Source organism: Nocardia sp. NPDC087230 (assembly GCF_044744725.1).
Taxonomy (GTDB): domain Bacteria; phylum Actinomycetota; class Actinomycetes; order Mycobacteriales; family Mycobacteriaceae; genus Nocardia; species Nocardia canadensis.
In genome coordinates this window covers 502,436-528,897 of record NZ_JBIUYV010000003.1, presented here as the reverse complement: position 1 = coordinate 528,897, position 26,462 = coordinate 502,436, and the positions used below count along the sequence as shown (strand labels likewise).

Genomic DNA, 26,462 nt, shown 5'->3' with positions numbered 1-26,462 from the left:
ATGTTCGTCATCGACGACAGGCAGGACCCGGCGCGGGCGGCGATCATCGCCCCCGCGGCGGGTCCGCGCCGGTTCACCCGGCGCGCGGCGCTGCGCCTGATCGCGCCCTATCTGTATCTGGCGCCGGCGGTGGTCCTGCTGGTGGTGTTCACCTACCAGCCGCTGGTGCAGGCGGTGCAGCTGTCCACGGTGTCGTGGAATCTGCTGCCGACCGCGCCGATGAAGGCGGTCGGTACCGCCAATTACTCCCGGCTGCTGGATCTTCCGGCGTTCTGGGGCTCGCTGGGCCGCACCGCGACGCTGATCCTGGGCCTGCTGCCGTTCACGGTGCTGCTGCCGGTGCTGATCGCGCTGGCCAGCAGGCGGGTGCAGGGCCGGGCCCGCACGTTCTATCAGGCGCTGGTGTTCGCCCCGTTCCTGGTCGCGCCGGTCGCGGCGGCGGCGGTGTGGCGCTGGCTGCTGCATCCCGGCTCCGGATTCGTCGACCAGGTGGTCGATTCCGGCCGCAATTGGGTCTACGACGCCTCGACGGCGCAGGCGGTGATCGTGCTGATCACCGGCTGGCAGCTGCTCGGTTTCGCGGTACTGGTGGTGTGGGCCGGACTGGCCGGGATCAGTGGCGACTACAGCGAGGCCGCGCAGGTCGACGGCGCGACGCCGGGGCAGATCCGGCGCTGGATCACCCTGCCACTGCTGTCGCCGACGCTGCTGTTCCTGGTGCTCACCACCGTGCTGCTCAGTCCCACACTGTCGTTCCCGCTCATCGATTCGATGACCCAGGGCGGACCGGCGCAGGCCACGACCAACATCTACTACCTGCTCTGGGACTACGCGTTCCACAGCTTCGACGCGGGTCTGAGCGCGGCGGCGGGCGTGCTGTTGTTCGTCGGGTTCGGCGCGCTGGCGGCCGTGCTGGTCTGGATCTCGGAAAAGGTTGCCGTTCATGATGATTGACCGTCTTCGCCTGGCGGGCAGCCATGTGCTGCTCGCCGGGACGGCGCTGGTGTGCGTGTTCCCCATCTATTGGCTGTTCGCCACCGCGCTGCGCAGGCCCCAGGACGTCACCTCGCTGTCGCCGCTGCCGTGGCCGTTGTCGATCGACAACTACCTCGACGCGGCGCAGAAGGTCGACGTCACCGGCTTGATCGTCAACACCTTCGTCGTGGCGATCCTGTCCGCGGCCGGTCAGCTGCTGATCGCGCTGCTGGCGTCCTACGCCTTCGCGATGTACACCTTCCCGCTGCAGCGGCTGATGTATCTGGCGTTCGTCGGCGTCTGGCTGGTGCCGTTCCAGGTCACCATGCTGCCCAACTACATCCTGCTCAACCGGATGGGGCTGATCAACACGTTGATCGGCTGCGTGCTGCCGACACTGTGCTCGGCGCTGGCGGTGCTGCTGTTGCGCCAGCACATGAACGCCTTCCCGAAGGAGCTCGTCGCCGCGGCCAAGATCGACGGCCGTTCCTCCTGGGCCATCCTGTGGACGGTGGTGGTGCCGAATCTGCGCCCCGCGCTGGCCGCGCTGGGCATCCTGCTGTTCATCAACGCCTGGAACGAATACTTCTGGCCCGCGGTCGTTCTGCGGCAATCCAACGATGTCCTCCAGCTCGGTCTGCGCAGTTTCATGGGCACCGAGGGCGACCAGTGGGGTCCGATGATGGCGCTGGCGAGTCTGGCCTGTCTGCCGGTGCTGCTGCTCTATCTGGTGTTGCAGCGCCACATCGTCAACGCCTTCGTCCGGTCGGGGCTCAAGTGAGGCGGCGGAAGGGCGCGATCAGCTGATCCAAGTAGCCGACCGGATAGTCGGGATGTGCCGCCATGCCGAGCTGGTCGGAGGTGAACCGGCGGCGCGGATCGTAGCTGTAGGTGCGCAGCAGGTGATCCCAGAGCAGGGTGAACAGGCCGAAGTTGACGTCGCCGACGCCGGCCCATTTGAGGTGATGGAAGCGGTGACCCTCGTTGAGGGCGAGCACGTACTTCAGCGGACCGACGCGATAGTCGGCGTTGGAATGTTGCAGCAGCAGCTGCACGGCCACGGCGAGGGCCAGCGCGGCGGCGACGTCGACCGGCAGCCCGATCACGATCAGCGGGGCCACGCCGGCGGCCATCTCGGCGGTCTGGTGCAGCGGATGCTTCATCAGGCCGTTGAGGCCGTAGAACCGGGTGACGCTGTGGTGCACGGCGTGGAAGCGCCACAGCACCCCGATCTTGTGACTGGCCCAGTGCACCAGCGTGATTCCGGCGTCCGCGATCAGGATGGCGAGGACCACCTGGACCACGAACGGCCAATCGCCCGGCCACAGCCCCGGGGCGGGCACGATCGCGGCAAGCAGCGGGATCACCGCCACGCTGACCAGGATCAGCGTCTCGTTCACGACAGCGTGCAGCCGGTCGCGGACGCTGTCGGCCTGGGGTCCGTTCCAGGCGGGTTCGTACGGGATGACCCGTTCGACCGCGAACGAGGTGGCGATCGCCACGGCGAGCACGAGCAGCAGCCAGGGTTTCGGGGCATGGGCGGCGGCGAGGGCGATGCCGATTCCGTTGAGCCCCACCAGCATCAATGGGACGTAGCCGTAGCGGGCGAGACGGCGCACAGCGAGGTTCATGCCCTCAGCCTGGCCGCCGGTCCCCCGTGGACGCTTGAACGATTCGGCTGACCCGACCGTCCCAGACCACGGCGCTGGTCAGCGCCGACGGCGGCAGTCCGAAGATCTCCCGGCACGTGCGGGTGAGATGCGCGCTGTCGGCGAATCCCGTCGCGTGCGCGATCGAAGTCAGATCCTGTCCACCCCGCGCGAGCTCGACGGCGTTCATCAGCCGCAACCACAGGATGTAGCGGCGCAGCGGCAGCCCGACCTGGGCGGTGAACAGGTGGGTGAGCCGGCTGGCCGACAGGCCGACGACGGCGGCGACCTCCCCGGTGCGCACCGGCCCGCGCGCCACCATCGCCGGCAGCGCGGCCACCGCGGCCACGACCGCCGGATGCCGCGGGGAGACGGCACCGCCGCTCGCCGCCGCGAGCGTGCCCAGCAGTCCGTCGACGAAGTCCGCCGTCGAGGTGATCGGCCGGGCGCGATCGCGCAGGGCGGGACCACCGCACCACCCGGCGGTCGCCGCCCGGAGTTCGGCACCGCGACCGGCCGGGGAATCGGGGTCGAGGAACACCACGATCCCGGTCGCGCCGCCGGTGTCGACGCGGTGTTCGGTGTCGGGCGGGATGACGATCTCGGCCCCGGTGTGCGGTCGGCCGTCACCGTCGAGCACGGTTACCGGCGCGTCGGCCACGATGATCTGCGCGGCATGGTGGGCATGCGCGCGGGTGCCGCCGATCGTCCCGGTGAAGGCGAGCACGCCGGGCCGGATCAACGCCCCGGCACCGCGCCAGGCGACCTCGCTCACGCCACGGACCCGGCGCCGGAGCCGGCCGGTGTCACTGCCGGTAGGTCGCCAGGAAGCGGCCGATGCGCTCGATGATGGCCTCGAGCTCGTCGGCGTGCGGCAGGGTGACGATCCGGAAGTGGTCGGGGCGTGGCCAATTGAAGCCGGTGCCCTGGACGATGTGCAGCTTCTCCTGCAGCAGCAGGTCGAGCACGAACTTCTCGTCGTCGTGGATGCGGTACATGTCCAGGTCGATGCGCGGGAAGGCATACAGCGCGCCCTTCGGTTTCACGCAGGACACACCGGGGATGGCGTTGAGGGCTTCCCAGGCGCGGTCGCGCTGCTCACGCAGCCGCCCGCCGGGCAGGGTGAGGTCGTAGATGCTCTGATGCCCACCCAGGGCGGCCTGGATCGCCTGCTGCGCGGGCACATTCGCGCACAGCCGCAGACCGGCCAGCATGGTCAGGCCCTCGAGGTAGCTCGCGGCGTGCTGGGTGGGGCCCGACACCACCAGCCAGCCCGAGCGCAGTCCGGCGGCCCGGTAGTTCTTCGACAGACCGGAGAAGGTCAGGCACAGCAGATCGGGCGCGAGCGAGGCGACGGCGGTGTGCTCGAGGTCGTCGTAGTAGATCTTGTCGTAGATCTCGTCGGCGAAGACGACCAGATTGTGCCTGCGGGCGATCTCGAGGATCTCGCGCAGCACCTCCGGCGGATACACCGCGCCGGTGGGGTTGTTCGGGTTGATCAGCACGATGGCGCGGGTGCGGTCGGTGATCTTGGCCTTGATGTCGGCCAGGTCGGGGTACCAGTCGGCACCCTCGTCACACAGGTAGTGCACCGGCGTGCCGCCGTTGAGGGCGGTCGCGGCGGTCCACAGCGGGAAGTCCGGGGCGGGGACGAGGACCTCGTCGCCGTTCTCGAGCAGCGCGGTCATCGCCATCATGATCAGCTCGGAGACACCGTTGCCGAGGAAGACCTCCTCGACGCTCACGTCGTCGACGCCGAGTGTCTGGTAGTACTGCACCACCGCGCGCCGGGCCGAGAGCAGGCCCTTCGACGAGCTGTACCCGGTGGAGGTGGGCAGCGTTCGGACCATGTCCTGCAACAGATCCGGGGGCGCGTCGAAGCCGAAGATCAACGGGTTGCCGGTGTTGAGCTTGACGACGTGATGGCCCTCGGCCTCGAGCCGGGCCGCCTCCTCCGCGACCGGGCCGCGGATCTCGTACGACACTCCCGACAGCTTGCTGGACTGCTTGACCTGCATGAACATCCCTCCGAAGTGTGGTTGCCGCACACACTACTTGGTATTTCCAAGATTTCACTTGGTTTTTCCAAGTCTATGGTTAGAGTAGGACACGTGCCACGCCGAAGCTACGACCACTACTGCGCGGTCAGCCGCGCGCTCGACCTCGTCGGGGACCGGTGGACCCTGCTCGTGGTCCGCGAACTGTGCGCGGGCCCGCGCCGCTACAGCGACCTGTTCGCCGACCTGCCCGGGATCAGCACCGACATGCTCGCCACCCGGCTCAAGGATCTCGAGCGCGAGGGCATGATCACCCACCACCGCAACGGCATGCGCTCCAGCTACGAGCTGACCGACGCGGGCCTGGCCCTGCGCCCGGTGCTCGACGCGCTGTCGGTGTGGGGCACACCCCGCCTCGGCGACCGCAAGCCGACCGACGCGGTGCGCGCGCACTGGCTGGCACTGCCGCTGGGCCACGCGGTCGCCCAGATCGTCCCGGCGGGCACCGTGACGGTCCACATCGGCGACACCGTGCTGCACTACGTGATCACCGCCGACGGCGTCACCCACCACGACGGACCAGCCCCGGCACCGGACCGGGAACTGCGGCTCGAGCTGGCCGAGGCCACCGAGATCGCCACCGGCGCCCGGTCACTGACCGCCTGACCGGATCAGCGGGAAATCCGTGACCGCACCACCGAACCGCCGGTGACGCCTCGGCCGGATCTCGGTGCTGATGACGGTGGCCGGATCGCGTGATCGTCGTACCGGCAGCTCGGTTCGCCGGCGCTCGCCCGGACCGGCCCGGGCAGGGAGCCGTTCCGGGCGGGTGTCAGCGGGCGGCGACGGCCGGGGCCGTGCAGGTGCCGATGAGGGCGGTGTCGTGGGTGGCGGCGCGGAAGCGGGGGTGGTCGAGGATGTCGTGCAGGAACTCGGTGGTGGTGGCGACGCCCGCGCCGGTGATGGTGGTCTCGGCCAGCGCGCGGCGCATGCGGGCGATGGCGGCCGGGCGGTCGGGCGCCCAGACGACGACCTTGGCGAGCAGCGAATCGTAGTGCGGGGGAATCGCGTAGCCCGTCCTCACATGGGTGTCGACGCGCACGAACGGACCACCGGGCAGCGCGCACTCGACGAGAGTGCCTGCGGCCGGGGCGAATTCGCGCTGGGGATCCTCGGCGTTGATCCGGCACTCGATCGACACCCCGCGCGAGCGGAGATCGGCGGGCAGGGACAGCGGTTCGCCCGCCGCGATCCGCAGCTGTGCGGCGACCAGGTCGACGCCGGTGACCATCTCGGTGACCGGGTGCTCGACCTGCAACCGGCAGTTGACCTCCATGAAGTAGAACTGCCCGTCGGGACCGAGCAGGAACTCCACGGTGCCCGCGCCGACGTACCCGGCCGCCGCGCAGCCGCGCACGGCCGCCGCGCCGATCCGGTCAGCGAGTTCGGCGGACAGGCCGGGAGCGGGCGATTCCTCGACGAGTTTCTGGTGTCTGCGCTGTAGCGAGCAGTCGCGCAGGCCCAGGTGCACCACCGTGCCGTGGGTGTCGGCGAGGATCTGGACCTCGACGTGCCTGGCCGATTCCAGGTAGCGCTCCAGGTAGAGCCTGCCGTCGCCGAAGACCGCGGCGGCCGAGGCCCGGGTGTGCTGCCAGGCGGCCCCGAAGTCGTCGCCGTCGCGGACCACCCGCATCCCGCGGCCACCGCCGCCGGCGACGGCCTTGATGATCACCGGGTAGCCGATCTGCTCGGCCAGCGCTCGGGCGGCCTCGGCGTCGTCGATCGGGTCGCGGCTGCCGGGCAGCAGCGGCAGCCCCGCGTCGGCCATCAGCGCCCTGGCCGTGGACTTGTCGCCCAGCCGCGCCATGACGGCGGCGGGCGCGCCGACGAACACGAACCCCTCCGCCTCGCACACCTCGGCGAAATCCGGGTCCTCGGAGAGGAAGCCGTAGCCGGGGTGGATGGCGTCGGCGCCGGTGGTGCGGGCGGCCTCGATGATCGCCGGGATCGACAGGTAGCTGCGCTTGGCCGGGGCGGGCCCGATCTGCACGCGTTCGTCGGCCAGCCGGACCGCCGCCGAGTCCCGGTCGGCGGCCGAGTGCACCGCGACGGTCGCGATGCCGAGTTCCCGGCAGGTGCGGATCACCCGCACCGCGATCTCGCCGCGGTTGGCGATCAGCACCTTACGGAGGGGGCGGGTCACCGCAGCGCCTCGAACACGATCAGCGGCTGGCCGTGCTCCACGGCGTCGCCGTTGTCGACGAGCAGTTCGGCGACGACGCCCTCCGTGGTCGCGGTGACCGGGATCATCAGCTTCATCGCCTCGATGATGCCGACCTGCTGACCCGCCCGGACGGGGTCACCGACCGAGACGAACGGCGCGGCACCGGGTTCCGGCGACCGATAGAACACCCCGACGGTCTCGGCGGTCAGGGCGAAGGTGTTCGCGCCGGTCGCGGCGGACTCGACCGGCGCGGGCGGGGTGACGAGCGCGAGATGCCCCGTGGTCTCGGGGACGACGGCGGGAGCCGAGACGGGCCGGTCGTCCCAGGTGACCCGCAACGAGACCGGGCCGTTGGCGACGGTCACCGAGCTCGGGTCGGCGGCGGTGGCGCGCACCTGCAGCGCGTGGCGGGTCAGGACGGCGAGGCTGTGGTCGGCGTCGGTGGCGCTCACCGCCCGCTGGACGGATTCGCTGAGGGCGGGCTCGGTCATCGGTTCTCCTGAATCTCGGTGCGGGCGAGTCGAATCGGTGGTCCGGTCCGGCAAGCGCAGGACCTGACCGAGGGCCGTCAAGGGACGGAGGCGGAACGGGCGGATCGTGGCCGTCATCGGGTCGCCGCGGCCTCGGGACGCGCCAGGCCGTAGGCCCGGAATCGGCGGTGGCGCTGGGCCAGCAGCTCGGCGGTCGGCCAGGCGCGCAGTTCGTGCACGGCCTGGCGCACGGCGCGCCGCAGCAGCGCGGCCGCGCCGACGGGATCGCGATCGGCCCCGCCCGCCGGCTCGGGAACGACCGCGTCGGCGATGCCCAATTCGAGCAGGGCGGCCGCTTCGACGCGCAGGGCGGCGGCCGCGCGCGGCGCGGCGGCCGGGTCCTTCCAGAGGATGGCGGCGCAGCCTTCCGGGCTGATCACCGAGTAGACCGCGTTCTCGCACACCAGCACCCGGTCGGCCAGCGCGAGCGCGAGCGCTCCCCCGCTGCCGCCTTCGCCGGTGATCACGGTGACCACCGGAACGGGCAGTCCGGCCAGCAGTTTCAGCGACTCGGCGATGGCCACGGCCTGACCCTGCTCCTCGGCCTCGATGCCGGGGTAGGCGCCCGCGGTGTCGACCAGCGCGACGACCGGGCGACCGAGCTTGGCGGCCAGCCGCATCACCCGGGCGGCCTTGCGGTAGCCCGCCGGGGTCGGCATGCCGTAGTTGCGTTCGGTCAGTTCGGCGCCGGTGTGGCCCTTCTGGGTCCCGACCACCACGACCGGCAGGCCGTCGAGACGGGCCAGGCCCGCGATCATGGCCGGGCAGTCGGCCGACATCCGGTCGCCGTGCAGCTCGACGAAATCGTCGAAGGCGGCAGCCAGGTAGTCCAGGGTGGTCGGCCTGCCGAGCTGGCGGGCCGCGCGCACGCAGTCCCAGGATCCGCGGGCGGCGAGCACGGCCGGGTCGGTGATGACGGCGTCGGTGTCGGCGGGCTCGGTGCGGCGCGACGGGCGAGTGGTCATCGCGACCAACCGCGACAGCCGGGCGCGCAGTGCCGAACGATGGCAGATCATGTCGACGATGCCGTGGTCGAGCAGGAACTCGGCGGTCTGGAAGCCGGCGGGCAGGATCTGGCCGATGGTCTGCTGGATCACTCGTGGGCCCGCGAAGCCGAGACGCGCGCCGGGTTCGGCGATGATGATGTCGGTGGCGGTGGCGAAGGAGGCGGCCACACCGCCGTAGGTCGGGTCGGTGATGATCGAGACGGTCAGCACGCCCGCGTCGTCGAGACGGCGCAGCGCGCGGCTGGTCTTGGCCATCTGCATGAGCGCGAGAATGCCCTCCTGCATGCGCGCGCCACCGGAGGCGGTGACGATCACCAGGGGCGCGCGGTCGGCCAGCGCCGCCTCGGCGGCGGCGGTGACCGCCTCGCCCACCGCGCTGCCGAGACTGCCGCCGAGGAAGCGGAAGTCCATGACCGCCAGCACGATCGGCGTGCCGTCGAGGGTGCCGCGCACGCAGCGGATCGCCTCGGGCAGCCCGGTCGCCCGGCGCGCCTGCTCGGCCCGCTCGGGGTACGGGCGGGTGTCGACGAATCCCAGCGGATCGGTGACGGTGGCCGCGGTGACGATCGGCCGGGCCGAATCCTCGTCCAGCAGTTGGTCGATGCGCTGATCGGCGGTGAGCATGCCGTGGTCGTCGCATTCGGGGCAGACCCGGTCGGCCCGGTCGTAGCGTTTGACGTAGATCACCGTCCCGCAGGCCGGGCACAGCATCCAGGCGGTGCCGGTGGTGGCGGTTCCGGTCTCGACGATGGTCATCGGTCCTCCAGCGGGCGTGGGACGTAACGGGCACTGGCCGCGGGCAGCCGGACACCCGCTGTCCGCAGCTGGGCGACGCGGGTCAGGTAGGCGGCGCCGAACAGCAGCTGTCCCGCGATGTCGGCGACGGCGCGGTTCTCCGGCGCGGCCAGGTAGGTGCCCGCCGCCCAGGTGTTGAAGGCGCCCATCGCGGGCCCGCACCAGATCTGGTAGTCGGCGACCCGGTCGGCCTCGCCGCGGATGCTCCAGCCCGAGGACAGGCCGAGGTACCAGCGGAACACCAGCGCCATCTTCGCCTTCGGGTCCTGTTCGGCGCCGGCGAGCTGGGCCGGGTCGCGTTCGGTGAAGTACCGCACGCACTCCTGCCACACCTCGTCGAGCGGCCTGCGGAACAGGCTGGACTCGAGCTCGGCGCGCAGCGTCGCGGGCAGAGCGTCGAGACCGTCGTAGGCGCGGTAGGCGTCGTAGAGCCGCTGGGCTCGGGCGGCGAACATGGTGCCGCGCCGCAGCACCTGGACCTGCACGCCGAGTTCGAACATGTCCGAGGACGGCGACATGGCGCAGTCGGCGAATTCGGCCCTGGCCAGCAAGGTCTTGGTAGCGCCGCATTGCGCCGCCTCGACGGCCGACTGGTTGACCGACCCCGTCACCACATAGGCCGCGCCGAGCCCGAAGGCGGCCGCGACGGCATCGGGGGTGCCGATACCGCCCGCGGCACCGATGCGCACCCGGTCGGCCCCGGTCACGGTGGCGGCCAGGCGATCCCGGGCCGCGATCAGTTCGGGCAGCAGGACCGTGAGCGGTCGGCGGTCGGTGTGGCCGCCGGAATCGGCCTCGGCGGTGATGTCGTCGGCCATCGGCACCCGCTCGGCGAGGCGGGCCTGCTCGGCGGTGATCCGGCCCGCCGCGACGAGCTCGCTCAACAGCCGCGCGGGCGCGGGCCGCAGGAACAGCTCGGCCACCTCGACCCGGGACACCTTGGCGATCACCCGATGCCCGATCGCGATGCCGCCCTGCCGGTCCACCGTGAGGCCGGCGGCCCGGTACCGCACGACCTCGGCGGTGAGATCCATGAAGGCCGAGGCCTCCACGCAGCGCACGTCGTGGCGCAGGCAGGCCTCGACGATGGCGCGTTCCAGCGCGGGCTCGCTGGGACTGTGGATGAGGTTGCAGGCGAACGGCTGTCCGCCCAGCTCCCGGGCCAGCTCGCCCAGCGCCGCGTCGACCGCGGCGGGCGGGACTCCGGCCGCGCCGTAGGCGGCCAGATAGCCGTTGCGCGCCATGGCTTTCACCAGGGCGGGTGAGGCGATGCCATTGGCCATGGCGCCCGCGGCATACGCCGCCCTGACCCCGTGCGCGGCGCGGAACGCGCTGTCGCCGAGCCGTTGCGGCGGCAGCGGCCCGACGGCGGCGAGCACCTGGGCTCCGGCCGCCACGGCCTGGTCGGCGGTGGCGCCGACCCCGTCCGCGGTGCGGACGATCCAGACGGGGGCGTCCAGATCGAGCAGCAGCGCGGTGATCTCCTCGGCGGTGTTCGCCACCGCGGTGCGCATCGTGGTCATCACGCCCTCCGATCGACGAGTTCGACGGCCAGATCGGTGACTTCGTAGATCCGCAGGCCCGGCTTCCACAGCGAACCGTCCACCACCGCCGTCACCCCGTGCGGACCACGGCGCAGTTCCTTGATGTGCGCCTCGAGTTCGACGGTGCCGTCGGTGGGCAGGAACTGGCCGCGATAGCGCCAGCTGAACGGGATGTCGGCGGGGATACGGAACACCGGATCGGCCATGCCCGCGGCGTGGCCGGCGTCGACGAGCCATTCCTGCACGGCGTGGATCACCGATTCCACGCCGAGCGAACCGGGGATGACCGGGTCGAGGTGGAAGTGGCGGGCGAAGAACCAGTCGTCGGGGTCGATGGCGCGCAGCGAATGCAGGTATCCCGCACCGTGTTCGCCGCCGCCGTCGACCACGTCGATCCGGTCGATCAGGGCCAGCGTGCCGCGCGAGCACAGCGGTGCGGACGGATCGGCGCGGCGGCCGGCCACGTCGATCGTCCTGACCTGGGCCCGCGGGTGCTCGGCCAGCCAGGACGGGGCGGGACGGCCCGCGTCCAGGCCGGTCTGGTTCGCCAGCGCCTCGTCGCTGAAGTACCCGAACATGGTCTCGCCGGTGTAGAACGGCTCACCGTCGACGCTGAGCGTGTAGTCGAAGGTCTGCAGCGAGGACCCGGGCAGGATCGTCGTCGACAGCATCCGCGAGGACTGCTCGATCGTGCGGTCGCGCAGGTCGACCTGGCGCAGTACGGTGGCCGTGCCGCCGAGATTGCGCAGGCTCAGAGTGACGCCCGGCTGGGTCAGCGTCGGCCCGGCGTAGTAACCCATGAGCAGCGCGGCCTGCAGCGAGGTCTCCATGTACACGAAGTGCGGCATGGAGTCGTTGGCCGTGTCGGCGTAGTACCAGGAGTCGGCGGGCGAGTCGTACTCGGTGGTGTAGGACGCGGCGTCGAGCGTGCCTCGGGCACCGTCGAAGTCGCGGACCCGGTCGACCAGGAGCAGGCCGCCGGTGGGCAGGCGGGTCGCACGCACACCGGTGTACTCCGCGAACTCCGGGCCCATCGCGATCGCCTGATCACCGCGGGCCAGGTGCGTCATGTGGAACTCGTTGAGCAGCAGGCCCGGCACGGCCCGGCCCGGGCCGACGTCGGCGCCGGAGGGTTCGGCGACGGTGACCTGGACCGCCACGCTCGCCTCGCCACCGCTGACACTCGCGGTGGCCGCGACGTGCGGGCGGGGCACGAGATCCAGGCCGGTGACGACGAGTTCGAGCGTCCCGCGGGCCGCGCCGGACACCGCCGGGGTGGCACCGGTCAGTGTGCTGCCCGACAGACACAGGTGCATACCGGTGAACAGAGCGAACACCTCGGCGGCCTGACGCGCGGCCGCGCCGAACGCGCCGTCGTAGTGGGCGACCACGCGACCGTCGCCGGTTCCGCCGTAGAGCTCGATCGAGGCGATCTCGGTGAGCGCCAGCGGTTCCCCGGCAGCGAGCCGTGCGGCCACCGCGACACCGTCGCGCTGATGGCCGGGTCCGAACACCTCGGTGATCGCACCCTGGGCCAGTGATTCCAGGGCCGCGCGGTCGAGCTGGGTGCGCCCGGTACGCGCCAGCGGCTTGAACGCGCCTTCCCTGGCTACCGGAGAGGTTGCCGAACCGGCCTCGCCGGCCACGGCTCCCCCGGTGCCCGGCTGCGGCACCGGACCAGCCGCCGCGCTGCGGAGGCCGATCGCCCCCGACTCGCCACCGTCGGTCCGGCCCGCCCCAGCGGCCTGGCCTGTGCCTGTGAGCTGGGCCGTGCCGGCTGAGCCGGCCGGTGCGCCGGACCCCGCTCGGTGGCCGAGGGACGTCGCGGCAGCCTGTGCGGTGACGGCCGACTCCGCCCCGCCGACGGCTCGGTCGGCGGCCGGCGCGGCGCCGGTCGCCCGCTGCCACAGGGCCCGCTGGAGCGCGACCTGCGCGCCGAGGGCCGCGCGGTGGGCGGCGACGAGGCCGGTGCGCAGCTCGCCGATCGGGCCGAGGGCCGAATCGGGCACCGGCGCACCGGAGTACCGCGCGCTCTCGGCGGTGGGCGCAGGCGACATTGCCCGCGCGGTGGACGTGGTGGTCGGCTGGGCCCGCGGCGCGGGCGGTGCGTCGACCGCACCGACCGGGTCGAAGGCGACGCCGTCGAAATCGAGGACTGTCATCGGGTCCACTCCCTCACCGAGGTCTGGAACTTCTCCGTCAGATCGGGCGTCGTGAGGACCGTGACGTCCGAGAACCGCTGCAGCACTGTGCCGTCGGTGGCCAGCGCGGTCGCGTCGATGCGGGCTTCGAGCCGCCCGGCGCGCGGGTTGTCGACCACCAGGACGAACGGTTCGGTGGTCGGCAGCGGGTGGTGGTAGTCGATCCGGCCGACACCCAGCGGCAGGCAGGCCGCGCCGAGCAGGCGGTGGCCGAGGACCGGCGGTCCCTGCAGGATCAGGTCGGCGGCGACGGGATCGTGCAGGCGGCCCGCGTAGGCGCCGTCGGCGACCGGGCCGGTGGGCAGGAAGCACTCCAGCACGATCGCGCTGTCGCTCTCGGAGCGGATGCCGCGCAGCCCCTGGAGCGCGGGGGCGTGGAACTGGACGGCATCGGTGTAGATCCGTCCGGCGTCGACGCCAGGACCGGCCACGATCGGCTGGGTGCCCGCCGTCTCCGGCCCCGCCGCCAGCAGCAGGGTCGCCCGGAAGTGGGCGGCCTTGTCACCGAAGACGGTGGCGCGCACCGCGGTGCGGCCGTCGACATCGGCCACCGGTTCGAGCTCGATCTCCAGCGCGGTGACCGGATGATCGAACACGAGCCCCTTGAGCACCTGGTAGTCGCGGACTCCGATCACGGTGCGGCCCGGCCGGGTTCGCTCCGCGAGGTTGATCATCGCGCCGAGCCCGAAGGTCGCGGGCAACACGATGTGCTCGCCGATCCGGTGCGCGGCGATCACGGGTTCGTCGACCAGATCGGTGACGTCGCGGCGGGCCCGCACCGGCGTCGCCGGGCGTTCGCCCGTCGACAGCGCGGTAGCCGCCCCGACCAGCAGGACCGGTTCGGGCCTGCGCGCCGTGGTGAACTGCGTGGTGAACGCGGCGGCACCGGCGGCGGGTGCGAGCAGCGGGATGCCGCGGCTGCGGAAGTGCTCGCGCAGGTCGTCGGTCACCATGCCGCCGTCCCAGGCGCCCCAGTCCAGCGCGGTGACGCGGTGGCCGGGATGCCTGCGCCGCCAGCTCACCGCGAAGCGGCACAGCGCCTCGTTCGCGGCGGCGTAGTCGGCCTGCCCGGTATTGCCGAACAGCCCGGCCACCGAGGTGAACAACACCAGATCCTTCGGCTCCCCCACCGCGGCCAGCACGGCGGCGAGACCACCGATCTTCGGACGCAGCACCCGCCCGATCGAGTCCGCCGTCTTGTCCGGGATCAGCGAGTCGGCCAGCACACCGGCGCCGTGCACGACACCGGTGACGGTGTCGCGCCACGGCGCGATCGCCGCGGCGAGGGCGGCCGCGTCGGTGGCGTCGACGGCCAGGTAGTCGGCGCGGTCGCCGAGCGTGGCCAGGGTGGCGCGGATTTCGCGGATCGCGCGGATCTCCCCGCACGCCCGGTCGATGTCCTTGGGCTTGACCCCGGTGCCCGCCAGGGCCCGCACGGCGGCCGGCTTGAGGTCACCGTCGGCGACCCCCACCGCCCAGGTGGGCTCGTCGGTGAGCTGGGTCCGGCCGAGCAGGACGAAGCGCGCGGCGCTGTGCGCGGCGAGGGCGAGCACACAGGTGGCGGTGACGCCGCGCGCGCCACCGGTCACCAGCAGGACGTCGTCGGCGGTCAGCACCGACGGATCGAGTTCTGCTGCGGCACTGATGATCTCGGTGGTGAGGGCGGGCTTGTGCCCGCTCGGCACCGGCGTGCGGCGGCGGCCGGAGCCGTCGACGCCGACCTCGACGGTGTCGATCGCCGCGTCGCACAGTTCCTCGAGCACGATCTGGGCCACCCGCCCCGGCGTCGCCGCGGGGGCGATGTCGAGGGCCCGGCAGAACAAGGCCGGTTCCTCCGCGGCCAGGGTCTTCACCAGACCGCCCAGCCCGCCGAGCAGCGCCGGCACCGGCTCGGCGTCACCGAGCAGACCCAGGTGCCCGTCGAGCCGGGTGACGGTGACAAAGCCCGCCCGGGCGCTCGCGCCGCGCAACGCGGGCAGCACCCGGCCGCCGACCAGGATCGCCTCGGTGAGGACGCGTTCGGCCTGCTCCCATTCCGACGCGACACCGGCCACGACCACGCAGACGTCCGCCGGTCCGGTCACGGCGTCGGCCGCGCCGACCCGCTGCACGCTCCAGCTGCGTTCGCGCAGTGCCTCTTCGATCGCCTCGCCGTCGGTCTCGGCGGATTCGTCCAGGCAGACCACCAGTGCGCGACCCGCCGGGCGATACGGATCGACCGCGAGATCGACCGGCGCCAGCTCGACGAGTTCGACGACGTGCCGCGGCGTTTCGGCCGCGGCCTCAGCTTTTGGGTGGACATCACCCCCGGCCAGCTCGGCCACGATCTGATCCAGCGACCGCAGGGTGCCGAGTTGCTCGGGTCCGAGGCTGGGCAGATTCGGAAACCGTTCCTGCAGAGCGCCGATCACCTGGACCCGCTTGATCGAGTCCACGCCCAGATCCGCTTCCAGATCCATGGTCGGGTCGACCATCTCGACCGGGTAGCCGGTTTTGTCGGCGACGACTTCCCGCAGCGCCTGCCGCAGGGTGTCGGCGCTGGTGGCGTCGTCGGCCGGGGCGGCCTCGCTGGTCACGGGGACGTCGGGCGCGGCGGAAGTGGCGTCCGCGCCGGCCAGCAGATCCGCGATCTGGTCCAGAGTGCGCAGGGTGCCCAGTTGCTCGGGGCCGAGGCTGGGTAGCGACGGGAAGCGTTCCTGGAGTGCGCCGATGACCTGGACGCGCTTGATCGAGTCGACGCCGAGGTCGGCTTCCAGATCCATGGTCGGGTCGACCATCTCGACCGGGTAGCCGGTCTTGTCGGCCACGACCTCGCGCAGTGCCGCGCGGACGGCGTCACCGGTGACCGCACCAGCCGAAGCCGCGGGCTGCGGGGCGACGGCGGCCGGAGCGGCCTGCGCGGCAACCGGCGGTGTGGCGACCGCAGGAGCGGCCTGCGGCGCGATGGCAGTCGGAACCGCGTGGGCGACCGACCCGTTCGTGGCGGGTACGGGCTGGGCGGCGTGCCCGTTGGTCGGCGCGGGAGCCTGGGCGGCGATCGCGGGTACGGCGGGCGCGGCGGTGATCGCCCGCGGCGCGGGCCGGGCGGCGGCGACGGTGCGGGTCCCCGAGATCGGCGCACCGCCCTCGAGCTCGGCCAGCTGGGCGAGCACATCACTGGCCCGCGAGTGGCTTTCGCTGATCGCGATGCCGTGGTCCTTCACCGCTTCGATGGCGCGCAGGGTGTTCTCGTCGAGCGTGCCGTTGCTCAGCGCGCCCGCCAGGCCGCGGGCCAGGTCGAGCTGTCCGTCCAGGTACTGCCGGTGCGTGTCGAGGTGCTGCACCAGGGCGGTGTCGAGCGAGTCGGTCGTCCGGTACTCGGACGGGCCGGGGGCGGGGATGGTCACGAGCTGTTCCTCCACGATCGGTGGCACCACAGGCTGGTGCGGGGATGCGGGCACCTCGATGTGCACGCGGTAGCCGTCGGACAGGGCCGCGGCGTAGGCGTCCCGGCGGCTGTCGGGCACGTATTCCGGGGCCGACAGGGTCACGGTCATCCGGTTGCCCGCGGGGGCGGGCCGCGCGTCGTCGCCGGCGGCGTAGCGGTTGATGCCGGCGATCTCGACGCCGAGGACGGCCAGGCGCACCGCGGCGCGCTTGAGGGCGACGTCGCCGTTGCCGATGGGACCGGTGTCGGTGGCGAAGGCGATCACGTCGTCGCCGAGAGTGCGGCGCACCAGCGAGGTGAGGACCTGCTTGGGACCGCATTCGACGAAGACGGTGCATCCGTCGGCGTGCATGGCGCGCAGCGCGTCGACGAACTCGACCGGCTGGCTGAGCTGGGCGGTGAGCGTCGCCCGGTTGGCGGCCACGTCGGCACCGTAGGACGCGCCCGCGGTGTCGGCGTAGACCGGCGCGTCCGGCTCGGTGATGTCGACCTCGGCCACGGCGGCACCGAATTCGGTGACAGCGTGCGCGACGTAGGGCGTGTGGAAGGCCGCCGCCACCGGCAGATCCCGGGTGGCCCAGCCCTTCTCGGCACTGCGCGCGGTGAAGGCGGCGATGCCCGCTCCGCCGCCGCCGACCACGATCTGATCGGGGGCGTTGTGGTTGCAGATCCACACGTCGTCGAGCTCGGCCAGGACCGCGGCGACGTCCTCGCGCGGTGCGTTGACGGCCACCATCGTGCCCGCCTCGGCGTCGTCGGCGACGGTCATCGCCTCGCCGCGGGCCCGGGCCAGGGCGAAGAAGTCCGCGGTGCTCAGCGCGCCCGAGGCCCACAGCGCGGTCAGTTCGCCGAAGCTGTGGCCGAGGTACCCGTGGGCACGCAGACCGAACTCGGTCAGCACCCGGAACTGGCCCGCGGCGAGCGCGCCGATCGCCGGCTGCGCGAACGCGGTACGGCGCAGGGCGGATTCCTGGTCCGCCCGGTCCTGTTCGGTGAACGCGGGCGGCGGGAAGACCACCGCGCCCATCCGCTGCGCGGCACCGGTGAACGCGGCGTTGGCAGCGTCGAAGGCCGCGCCGACGGGCGGGTTGTTGAGCGCGGTGTCCAGGCCCATGTCCACGTACTGGCTGCCCTGGCCTGCGAACAGCACGCCGACCTTCGGGGCGGGTAGCGCCGCGGCGCGGAAGTAGACGCCCTCGGGGTGGTCCCAGTGCGCCGCTTCGGGATTGCGCACCATCTCGTCGACGGCCAGCGCGCGCAGATCGGCGGCGGTGTCGGCGTCGACGGAGACGAAACCGATCCGGGCGTGGTCGGCGGGAATGTCGCCGCCGTCGGTGCCCGGAGTGCTGCGCACCACGTCGATCAGGCCGGCCACGTCCGGCGCGTGCCACAGGTGCGCGCGGGGGACGCGGTGCAGCACCGGGCCGCGCTCGCCGTCGGCCTCCTCGAGCACGAGGTGGAAGTTGGTGCCGCCGAAGCCCATCGCCGAGGCGGCGGCCCGGCGCACCGGGCGCTGCGGGTCGCGCACCCACGGCCGGGTCCTGGTGTTGACGTAGAACGGGGTCCGGGTGGCGTCGACCTCGTTGTTGGGCGCGTCGACGTTGATCGTCGAGGGCAGGATCTTCTGGTGCAGGGCGAGGGCCAGCTTCATCACGCCCGCGGTGCCCGCGGCGCCCTTGGTGTGCCCGATCTGCGACTTCACACTGCCCAGCGCGGCGAACCCGGTCTCCGAACTCGCGTCGGCGAGCAGGCCTTTCAGCGCGGTCAGCTCGGTCTTGTCGCCGACGGCGGTACCGGTGGCGTGCGCCTCGATCAGCTCCACGTCGGCGGGCGAGCATTCGGCGTCGGCGTAGGCGCGCTCCAGCGCCACCCGCTGGCCGGCGGCGACCGGGGCGTAGATGCTCTTGGCGCGACCGTCGCTGGAGGACCCGAGACCGCGGATCACCGCGTAGATCCGGTTGCCGTCGCGGCGGGCGTCGGCGAGCCTGCGCAGCGCCAGCATGGTGATGCCCTCGCCGAGCAGGGTGCCGTCGGCCTCGGCGGAGAACGGGCTGATCCGGCCGGTCGGCGACAACGCGCCGACCTTGCTGAAGCACAGATAGATGAAGATCGAGTTCTCGGTGTCGACGCCACCGGTGATCATCATGTCGGCGCGACCGTCCTGCAGTTCGGCGATCGCGGTGCGGATCGCGGCCAGCGAGGCCGCGCACGCCGCGTCGACGGTGCAGTTGATGCCGCCGAGGCCGAGCCGGTTGGCGACCCGGCCCGCCACCACATTGGCGAGCAGGCCCGGAAAGGAGTTCTCCTCCCACGGCGCGAACGCGGCCACGAACCGGCGCGAGATCTCCGCGACGTCGCTGTCGGACAGGCCGACCGAGCGGGCCGCCTCCTCGAGCACCGGGGTCGACAGGCGCGCGGCCAGCGGGTGCATCAGCGGCACCGGGCCGGTGGTGCCCAGCACCACGCCGGTGCGGGCCGGGTCGTACCACGACGAACCGGTCGCGCCCGCGTCGAGCAGCAGATCCCGCGCGACCCCCAGGCTCAGGGTCTGCATGGTGCTGGTGACCTCGAGCTGGTTCGGCGGCATGCCGAACTCCAGCGGGTCGAACTCGACGTCGGGCAGGAAAGCGCCACGACGCGAATAGGTCTTGTCCGGCGCCGAGCGGTCGGCGTCGTAGTAGTCGTCCAGGCTCCAGCGCGACGCGGGCACCTCGGAGGTGCAGTCGACGCCGTCGATGATGTTCTGCCAGTACTCGCGGTGGGTGTGTGCCTTGGGCAGCAGACCCGACATCCCGACGATGGCGATCGGGTCGCGGGCCAGACGTCGTTCGTCCGTCACGTAATTTCCTCTCGAAAACGGGCAGTCGCGAAACTCAAGCGGCGACAGTGGTGGCGGTGGTCGACGAGATCAGTTCGGCCGCGGTGGCGGCGAAGAGGCGGTGACCCGCCGGACTGGGGTGCAGACCGTCGGCGGTCCACACCTCCGGCCGGGCCCAGTCGGGGTGCGCCGCGATGTCGAGCAGCAGGGTGCCCGTGTCGGCGGTGACACGGGCCAGCACCTCGTTGGCGACGGCGAAACGCTCACGCAGCAGGGCGCGGAAGCCGTCGGGGACGGGCAGCCGGGCGGGGATGTCGGGGTAGGTCGCCGTGAACACGGTGGCCCTGCCCGCCCGCAGGGTGGTGAAGATGGTGTGCAGATTGTCGGCGAACCGGTCCTCGTCGTAGGCGCTGACCAGGTCGTTCACACCGACGACCACACCGTAGAGGCCGGCCCGGGCGCTCGTCGCCGCCGCGAGCTGACCCGCGACGACATCACCGGTGGTGGCGCCGTGGGTGCCGAAGTTGCGAATCGTGGCGGGGCGCAGGCCGAGCTGGCCGCCCAGCCGCGACACCCAGCCCCGGTAGCCGCCCGCCGCGGCCGGGTCGCCCCGGCCTTCCACGAAGCTGTCGCCGAGCGCCGTCAGGCCGGCCGCGATCACGCCGCCACCTCCCGCGGCAGCGACGGGTGCCCTGCCTGGTGCCGCCGCGCTACCACCGCCGGGCGCTGACCGTTCATGCCGAGACTCCGGTGTTGACCACGTGCCGGTCGGCGACGGGGAAGTTCACCTCTTCGTAGAGCGCGGCCAGCTCCTGCTCGCCGAAGAACTTGTCCGGCGGGTACAGCCCGGCGATCAGACCGAAGAACTTCTTCGAGTAGTGCGGGCTCAGGCTCGCGGCGCGGAACACCGAGTCGTAGTACGGCGTCAGGGTGAGGTCGGAGATCGACTGGGTCAGCTCGTAGGTGCTGGCGCTCTGGGCGTCGCGCTCGCGCTGGTACTCCGGCATGGTCTCTTCGAACGGCCGCGCGCCCGAGAGGCTTTCGTGCACCAGGTCGGCCAGCAGCTGGCTGTACTTGAAGGCATCGGTGATGCCCCAGCCGGTGAACGGATCCTTGTGGTAGCCGGCGTCGCCGACCAGGGCCCAGCCGGGGCCGAAGGACTGGCGACGGTAGTTGTCCGGGTAGAGCATCGGCCGGAACGGCTCGACGCGCTTGCCGGTATCACGCAGGCGCGCACCGATCTCCGGGTCGACCTGGTCGACGATCTCCTGCAGGCCCGCGTCGGGATCGGTGCGGAAGTCGCGGAAGCGGTCGCGCTTGCGCATCACCGCGACCAGGGCCAGGCCGTCGTTGGTCGGCCAGGACGCGAACTGCTGCTCGCCGAAGCCGGTGCGGTGGTGCATGCCCCAGTCGACGCCCTCGTAGTAGGAGTAGTAGACGAAGCAGGCGGCGGGCGAGCCCTCGTAGGTGGCCGCGCCGACCTCCTTGGCGACGATCGAGTTCGCGCCGTCGGCACCGACGACCAGCCTGGCCCGGAACTCCTGCTCGGGGCCCTCGCCGACGCGGCCGCGGATACCGGCGACCCGGTCGCCGTCGCGCAGCAGGCCGGTGACGGTGAAGCCCTCGATCAGCTCGGCGCCGGACTCCCCCGCCGCGTCGACCAGGATCTTGTCGAGCACGGTGCGGCGCGGGCAGTACACGGCGTCGATGCCGTCGGCCGACGGATCGGCCATGCCCGGGATCTCGATGTCGGTGTAGGTGAAGTTGAGGTGGCGGATCGGCGGGCAGCCGGTGGCCACGACGGTGTCGAGCAGACCCCAGGACTTCAGAAAGCCGAGGCCGGCCTGGTGGATGTAGTGCGTGGACGGGGTGTCGCTGGGAAAGGTCGCGCGATCCACGGCGAGCACCCGGTAGCCCTGACGGGCCAGCAGCATGGCCAGGGGCGAGCCCGCGACCCGGGTTCCGACGACGATGACGTCATACATGATGTGATCACTTTCGGTGGTCGAATTCCGATTTCGAGTCTGTCGCCGATGAATTGCGGAAACCACTGCGGGCCACCGCTATTCATCGGCCGATCGGTCCCGGCTATCGTCGGCGGGACGGCTGGGGAATTTCGCGTCGCGTTACCCGCGCGACATGTACAGCTGATCGATTTCCGCGGAATAGGCGTCGGCGATCGCGGCCCTGCGCAATTTCAGCGACGAGGTGAGCAACCCGGCCTCGACGGTGAAATCGCCGTCGACGACACGGAACGCGCGAATGGATTCCGCGCGCGACACCAGGGAATTGGCGTCGTCGACGGCGGCCTGGATCTCGGTGGCCGGCTCCGCGTCGGGATGGTCGATCTGCCACTTGGCGGCGCGATCGGCGTCGAGGGTGATCAGCGCGGTCACGAACGGGCGCCCGTCACCGACGAGCATGCAGTTGCTCACCAGCGGGTGCAGCCGGACCCGGTCCTCGAGCAGGGTCGGGGCGACGTTCTTGCCCCCGGAGGTCACCAGGATCTCCTTCTTGCGCCCGGTGATTCGCAGGTGGCCGTCGTCGAGCTCGCCGATGTCGCCGGTGTGCAGCCAGCCCTGCTCGTCGACGGGCCGCTGATCGGCCGCCGCGCCCCAGTACCCGGGCGAGACGTGCGGACCGCGCACCAATACCTCGCCGTCGGCGCCGATGCCGACCTCGGTACCGGGAATCGGACGCCCGACCGTGCCGACCCGGTTGGTCTCGGGCGCGCTGACGGTGACCGCGGTGGCCGCCTCGGTGAGGCCGTAGCAGTTCAGGATCACCACGCCGACACCGGCGTAGAAGCCCGCGGTGGTGTCGTCGAGCGACGCGCCGCCGGAGATCACGTAACGCAGCTGCCCGCCGAACGCGGCCGAGACGGCGTCGTTCGTCGCGGTCGGCGCCGCGCCCTCGGCCAGCAGGGCGAGTCCGCGCTCGACCGCCGCCGCCTCCTGCTCCTCGGTGAGCAGGGCCCGGGTGTGCTTGCGGATCTTCTCCAGCGCGTAGGGAACCAGCGCCAGGAAGGTGGGGCGCAGCCGGGCCAGCGCCGGCACCAGGTCCGGGACGCCCGGCAGCAGGTGGGTGCGGCTGCCGCCGTAGAGGCAGGCGAACAGGATGGTCTGGCCGAACACGTGCGACAGCGGCAGGGCCAGCGCGGTGGTGCCGTCGAACAGCGTGCCGGTCTGGCGGGCGGTGTTCGCGGCCGTCACGTACATGTTGCGGTGGCTGATCATGCAGCCCTTGGCCAAGCCGGTGGTGCCGCTGGTGTAGACGATCATCGCCAGATCGCCGGCGCCGACCGCGGCGATCCGCGCGTCCAGCTCCGGGTGCTCGCCGTCTCGGCCGGTGGACCATGCGCCGAGTTCGTCGAACGACCACACCTCGCCGTCGGCGCCCGCCGAGGTCAGGCGGACCGCGTCGGCGGCGGTCTCGGCCGCGAAGAAGCGGCTGCCGCTGTCGCGCAGGATGTGCTCGATCTGGGCGGGTGAGGAGGTCGGGTACACCGGCACGATCACCGCGCCGATGGCGACGGCGGCACAGTCGAGCAGTGCCCATTCCAGGCTCGTGCGCCCGAGCACCGCCACGCGATCGCCCGCGGCCACCGCTCGGTCGAGCAGGGCCGAGGCGAGCGCGCGGACACGGGTGTCGAGGTCGCCGGTGGTCAGCTGGGTTCCGTCGACGGCACACAGGGAATGGCGCGCGGGGTCACGCCGTGCCGCTTCGGAAACAATCGCATACAGACTGGAGGTATCGGATGGAACGAATCCGTTCGCGGTGACAGACACTGTGTTCACGAATTGAATTCTTCACGGCGGCAACCATTCCCGTCGCCGCCGCCATCGCTGTTCCTACCGCGCGAAAGTCATGTCCTATCGACGGGTTCACGCCGACAATGCCCGGACATCATCTAGCTGTGTCGATTCGATGCATTCCAGGAACAGCGCGACGGCGGGATTGGGCTCGTCGGCACGCCACACCGCGTGCAAATCCAGGGTCGGCACCGGGTCGAACAATTTCACCGCCACCGAACTACTGCCCGCCACTCCCATTCCCATCGAAATCGCCCGCGGTAGCGAGGCGAATCCGACGAGCGGACGGACCGAGACCATGTGCGCGGTCGCGCCGGGGTCGTCGGCCGAATGCGTGACGTTGAGCGAGATCCTGGTCTCGGCGGCCGAGCGCAGGATCGTGTCGTACATCGCGGGACACTGCTCGCGCGCGAACAGCACACAGTCCTGATTCTGTAGTTCGGCGAACGGGACTCCTGGCCGGTCCGCCCACCGATGTCGTCGTCCGACGACAGCCACCAGTGGAACCCGGTGCAGCAGGCGGCGATACCGGAAGTCCGCGGTACTGGGGTGACCGTAGACCAGGGCCAGATCGAGTGAGCCGTCGGCGAGACCGGCCAGCTGGGGCCCGGTCCGCTTCTCCCACAGCGACACCACGATGTCGGGGTGTCGTTCGGTCATCCTGGTCAGCGCCTCCGGCAGCACGTGTCTGCTGGCAGGCAGGTTGTAGCCGATGTTGAGACTGCCCGCGCGACCTTCGGCGGTCGCCTTGGCCGCCTGGGCGGCACGGTCGAGCTGGGCGACGATCTGGCGGGCCTGGAGTTCGAACTCCCGTCCCGCCGGGGTCAGCCGCACCTCATGGGAGTTGCGGGCGACCAGTTGGACGCCGAGCGACTTCTCCAGCTTCTGCAGCTGGGCACTGAGACTTGGTTGGGTCAGATGGAGGCGCTGCGCTGCGCGACCGAAATGCAACTCTTCGGCGATGGTGATGAACGAAACGAGGTGTCGGAATTCCATGACGCCGGGCTCCTTCCGAGTACCACCACGCTATCGAGAGCGGATAACCCGTGATGAATACCGATCGCCCAGAAGTCGCCATGCGCGTTGCCGGTGGGTGAACCCGCCCCGGATTCGGCGTGGCCGCCCCGGCGCGGCGCGCGTGCGGCCGAAACACACGGCGCGCCACCGGCGCACCGGGGAACCGCCCACTCTACCGCGCGGCCGCCCTGGATGGCGCTCAGGAGACCGGGCCGTTGACCACCGCGTAGGCGAAGCCGTCCCAGCCCTTCGCGCCGACCGTCTGCAGCACCGTCGCGTCCAGGCTCGGCTCCGCGGCGAGCAGGTCGACGAGCTCGCGGCTCGCGCGCACGTTCGGGTCCTCGGAGTGCTCGTCGGCCAATCCGCCCTGGCGCACCACGTTGTCGACGATGATCACCGAGCCGGGACGGGTCAGCCGTAGCGCCCACTGCACGTAGTTGGCGTTGTTGACCTTGTCGGCGTCGATGAACACCAGGTCGAACGGTTCGGTCGTGTCCTCGGCGACCTCGGGCAGCGTGTCCAGCGCGGCGCCGACCCGGATGTCCACCCTGGCCCCGACTCCGGCCCGGTCCAGGTTCTCCCGGGCGACCTTGGCGTGGCGCGGCTCGAATTCGAGGGTGACCACGGTGCCGCCGTCGCCGACCGCCCTGGCCAGCCATTCGGTGCTGTAGCCGCCGAGCGTGCCGATCTCGAGGATCCGCCGCGCGCCGGTCGACCGGGCGAGCAGGTGCAGGAACTTGCCCTGTGGGGGCGAGACATCGATCGCGGGCAGTCCGGCTTCGGCGTTGGCAGCCAATGCGGGCGCGCCGTCGCCGCCGACCAGCGCGTCCACGATATAGCGATCGACAGCGGCCCAATCGTTGTCCGTCATGGGGCCAGTGTGCCACCGTCGGCGGCCCTCGGCTTGTTCTCGACCGCGCGAGCAGCCGGATGTCCCACTCCCGCAGATGCGCTCGCCGCCCGGCACCGCCGGACGGAGCACATCCCCGACCCGGGGTTCCCGGCGTGCAGTAACAGTGTTACCGTTCGGTCGGCCGCTGCGGCGTGACGTGCGTCATGAATCCGCTCCGACGCGGCCGGGGACACAGTCGCGACGGTGCGGCGGTGGCATCGATGGGAGTGGTATGCAGCAAGCACGATCGCTGGCGCGCCGGGCGGCGGTGACCGCACTGGCCTGTCTGGCCGCGGTGGCCGGGTCGGGGGTGGTCGGCACGCAGGTCGCCGCGGAGCCGGTCAGCGCGTTCTACGTGCCGCCCGCGCAGATCCCCCAGGCGCCGGGCGCGATCGTGAAGACCCAGCCGATGACGATCCTCGCGACGCCGCCGACCGCGGCGGGCTGGCCGACCCAGGCCCAGCACGTGATGTACACCAGCCGGTTGCAGGACGGCTCCCCCGTCGCCGTCACCGGCACCTATATCGAGCCGAAGAACCCGTGGCAGGGCGCCGGTCCACGGCCGACCGTGGTCATCGGTCCCGGCACCTCCGGCCAGGGCGACCGGTGCGCGATGTCGGTGGCGTTCTCGACCGGCGTCTCGGTGACCGCCGATCCGCTCGGGCTCTCGGCGAATCAGGAACTGCCGTCCTCGGCGGTGTGGAGCGCGCTCGGCGCGCGGGTGCTGATCACCGACTACATCGGTCTGGGCACCCCCGGCATCCACACCTACGCCAACCGGTTCGAGAGCGGCCACGCGATCCTCGACGGCGCTCGTGCCGCGAACGCGCTCGGCGGGGTCGGACCCGAGACGCCCCTGGTGCTGTGGGGATACTCCCAGGGCGGCGGTGCCACCGCGGCGGCGGCGGAGATGGCGCCCAGCTACGCGCCGGAGCTGAATCTCAAGGGCACCTGGGCCGGTGGACCGGTCGCCGACCTGTCGGCCATCCTCGAGCGCATCGACGGCGCGCTGATCGGCGGCGCGATCGGGTTCGCCGTCAACGGCATGCTCGCCCGCTACCCCGAACTCGAGCAGGCCGTCGACCGGGTGACCAGCCCGCAGGGCCGCGCCATGCTCGCCACGCTGAGCGACTCGTGCGTCGCCGACCTGATCACCTATCACCCGTTCCTGCGGACGAATTCGCTGACCGTGGACGGGCGTTCGCTCACCGAGCACCTCGCCGAGATCCCCGAGGCCGCGCCCGTACTGGCGGAACTGCGCCTGGGCAGCACCACGCCGACCACCCCGGTGCTGATCACCAGCGGTCGCAACGACGACACCGTCCCTTACGGCCAGGCCCGGCGGCTCGCCGAGGACTGGTGCGGGCAGGGCGCCACGGTCACCTTCCGCACCAACGAACTGCCGCCGATCCTGCCCGGCACGACCATCCCGAACCACTTCGGTCCGGAACTGATCGACGGCTTCGGTCCCGACAACGCGGTGACCTACCTGCTCGACCGGCTTGCGGACAAGCCGGTCGGCGGCTGCTCGTTCGACTGAGCGCCGCACGGCAACGGGGCCCGCAACGGCGCGG

At 71.7% G+C, this 26,462-nt stretch carries 18 protein-coding genes; 4 read left to right on the top strand and 14 right to left on the bottom strand.

What is annotated here, in order from left to right:
• Both ACIO52_RS14550 and ACIO52_RS14545 read left to right on the top strand, forming a co-directional pair.
• Positions 1-954 carry a sugar ABC transporter permease gene (locus tag ACIO52_RS14550; RefSeq protein ID WP_316575249.1) on the top strand — a complete coding sequence of 318 codons (954 nt, stop codon included), beginning with the start codon at positions 1-3 and terminating at the stop codon, positions 952-954.
• Positions 944-1,756, top strand: coding sequence for a carbohydrate ABC transporter permease (locus ACIO52_RS14545; RefSeq protein WP_218719806.1), 813 nt, complete (start codon positions 944-946; stop codon positions 1,754-1,756). Before ACIO52_RS14550 ends, ACIO52_RS14545 begins: the two co-directional genes overlap by 11 nt.
• Here ACIO52_RS14545 and ACIO52_RS14540 read toward each other — a convergent pair.
• Genes ACIO52_RS14540 through ACIO52_RS14530 form a run of 3 tightly spaced genes read right to left on the bottom strand, consistent with a single transcriptional unit; the run spans position 1,749 to position 4,642 of the window.
• Complete coding sequence (locus tag ACIO52_RS14540; protein ID WP_218719807.1) at positions 1,749-2,606, bottom strand: sterol desaturase family protein; 858 nt, start codon at positions 2,604-2,606, stop codon at positions 1,749-1,751. The genes ACIO52_RS14545 and ACIO52_RS14540 overlap by 8 nt on opposite strands.
• Before the next feature lie 4 nt (positions 2,607-2,610).
• Positions 2,611-3,399 carry a helix-turn-helix transcriptional regulator gene (locus ACIO52_RS14535; protein ID WP_218719808.1) on the bottom strand — a complete coding sequence of 263 codons (789 nt, stop codon included), beginning with the start codon at positions 3,397-3,399 and terminating at the stop codon, positions 2,611-2,613.
• Between the two features lie 31 nt (positions 3,400-3,430).
• Positions 3,431-4,642: a pyridoxal phosphate-dependent aminotransferase gene (locus ACIO52_RS14530; RefSeq protein WP_402644447.1), complete on the bottom strand. Its 1,212-nt coding sequence runs from the start codon at positions 4,640-4,642 to the stop codon at positions 3,431-3,433.
• 93 nt (positions 4,643-4,735) lie between these two features.
• Here ACIO52_RS14530 and ACIO52_RS14525 point away from each other — a divergent pair, with 93 nt between their 5' ends.
• Positions 4,736-5,287: a helix-turn-helix domain-containing protein gene (locus tag ACIO52_RS14525; RefSeq protein WP_316575251.1), complete on the top strand. Its 552-nt coding sequence runs from the start codon at positions 4,736-4,738 to the stop codon at positions 5,285-5,287.
• Between the two features lie 166 nt (positions 5,288-5,453).
• On the opposite strand, the gene ACIO52_RS14520 is transcribed toward ACIO52_RS14525, so the two are convergent.
• The 11 genes from ACIO52_RS14520 to ACIO52_RS14470 all read right to left on the bottom strand — a co-directional run bounded on the left by ACIO52_RS14520 (position 5,454) and on the right by ACIO52_RS14470 (position 24,867).
• Complete coding sequence (locus ACIO52_RS14520) at positions 5,454-6,824, bottom strand: acetyl/propionyl/methylcrotonyl-CoA carboxylase subunit alpha (protein ID WP_402644160.1); 1,371 nt, start codon at positions 6,822-6,824, stop codon at positions 5,454-5,456.
• A complete protein-coding gene (locus ACIO52_RS14515; protein ID WP_218719811.1) occupies positions 6,821-7,336 on the bottom strand; it encodes an acetyl-CoA carboxylase biotin carboxyl carrier protein subunit in 516 nt (171 codons plus the stop codon). The genes ACIO52_RS14520 and ACIO52_RS14515 overlap by 4 nt, the downstream gene beginning before the upstream one ends.
• 113 nt (positions 7,337-7,449) lie before the next feature.
• Positions 7,450-9,138 (bottom strand): acetyl-CoA carboxylase, carboxyltransferase subunit beta, encoded by a 1,689-nt coding sequence (accD, locus tag ACIO52_RS14510; protein ID WP_402644157.1) that lies wholly within the window; start codon positions 9,136-9,138, stop codon positions 7,450-7,452.
• A complete protein-coding gene (locus ACIO52_RS14505) occupies positions 9,135-10,700 on the bottom strand; it encodes a PfaD family polyunsaturated fatty acid/polyketide biosynthesis protein (RefSeq protein ID WP_402644154.1) in 1,566 nt (521 codons plus the stop codon). Before ACIO52_RS14505 ends, accD begins: the two co-directional genes overlap by 4 nt.
• The gene (locus ACIO52_RS14500) at positions 10,700-12,883 is read right to left on the bottom strand and encodes a beta-ketoacyl synthase (protein WP_402644151.1); all 2,184 of its coding nucleotides are present in this window, start codon (positions 12,881-12,883) and stop codon (positions 10,700-10,702) included. The genes ACIO52_RS14505 and ACIO52_RS14500 overlap by 1 nt, the downstream gene beginning before the upstream one ends.
• Positions 12,880-19,188, bottom strand: coding sequence for a beta-ketoacyl synthase N-terminal-like domain-containing protein (locus ACIO52_RS14495; RefSeq protein ID WP_402644149.1), 6,309 nt, complete (start codon positions 19,186-19,188; stop codon positions 12,880-12,882). Before ACIO52_RS14495 ends, ACIO52_RS14500 begins: the two co-directional genes overlap by 4 nt.
• Before the next feature lie 34 nt (positions 19,189-19,222).
• Positions 19,223-19,828 carry an SGNH/GDSL hydrolase family protein gene (locus ACIO52_RS14490; protein WP_218716282.1) on the bottom strand — a complete coding sequence of 202 codons (606 nt, stop codon included), beginning with the start codon at positions 19,826-19,828 and terminating at the stop codon, positions 19,223-19,225.
• Positions 19,829-19,901: 73 nt separating this feature from the next.
• On the bottom strand, positions 19,902-21,152 hold the full coding sequence (locus ACIO52_RS14485) for an NAD(P)/FAD-dependent oxidoreductase (protein ID WP_218716283.1): 1,251 nt from the start codon (positions 21,150-21,152) through the stop codon (positions 19,902-19,904).
• Between the two features lie 141 nt (positions 21,153-21,293).
• Positions 21,294-22,955, bottom strand: coding sequence for an AMP-dependent synthetase/ligase (locus tag ACIO52_RS14480; RefSeq protein WP_218716298.1), 1,662 nt, complete (start codon positions 22,953-22,955; stop codon positions 21,294-21,296).
• Between the two features lie 96 nt (positions 22,956-23,051).
• Complete coding sequence (locus tag ACIO52_RS14475) at positions 23,052-23,975, bottom strand: LysR family transcriptional regulator (protein WP_218716284.1); 924 nt, start codon at positions 23,973-23,975, stop codon at positions 23,052-23,054.
• Between the two features lie 220 nt (positions 23,976-24,195).
• The gene (locus ACIO52_RS14470) at positions 24,196-24,867 is read right to left on the bottom strand and encodes an O-methyltransferase (protein WP_218716285.1); all 672 of its coding nucleotides are present in this window, start codon (positions 24,865-24,867) and stop codon (positions 24,196-24,198) included.
• 253 nt (positions 24,868-25,120) lie between these two features.
• Here ACIO52_RS14470 and ACIO52_RS14465 point away from each other — a divergent pair, with 253 nt between their 5' ends.
• Entirely contained in the window at positions 25,121-26,428 is a 1,308-nt protein-coding gene (locus ACIO52_RS14465) for a lipase family protein (protein WP_218716286.1), read from the top strand.
• Positions 26,429-26,462: the final 34 nt, after the last annotated feature.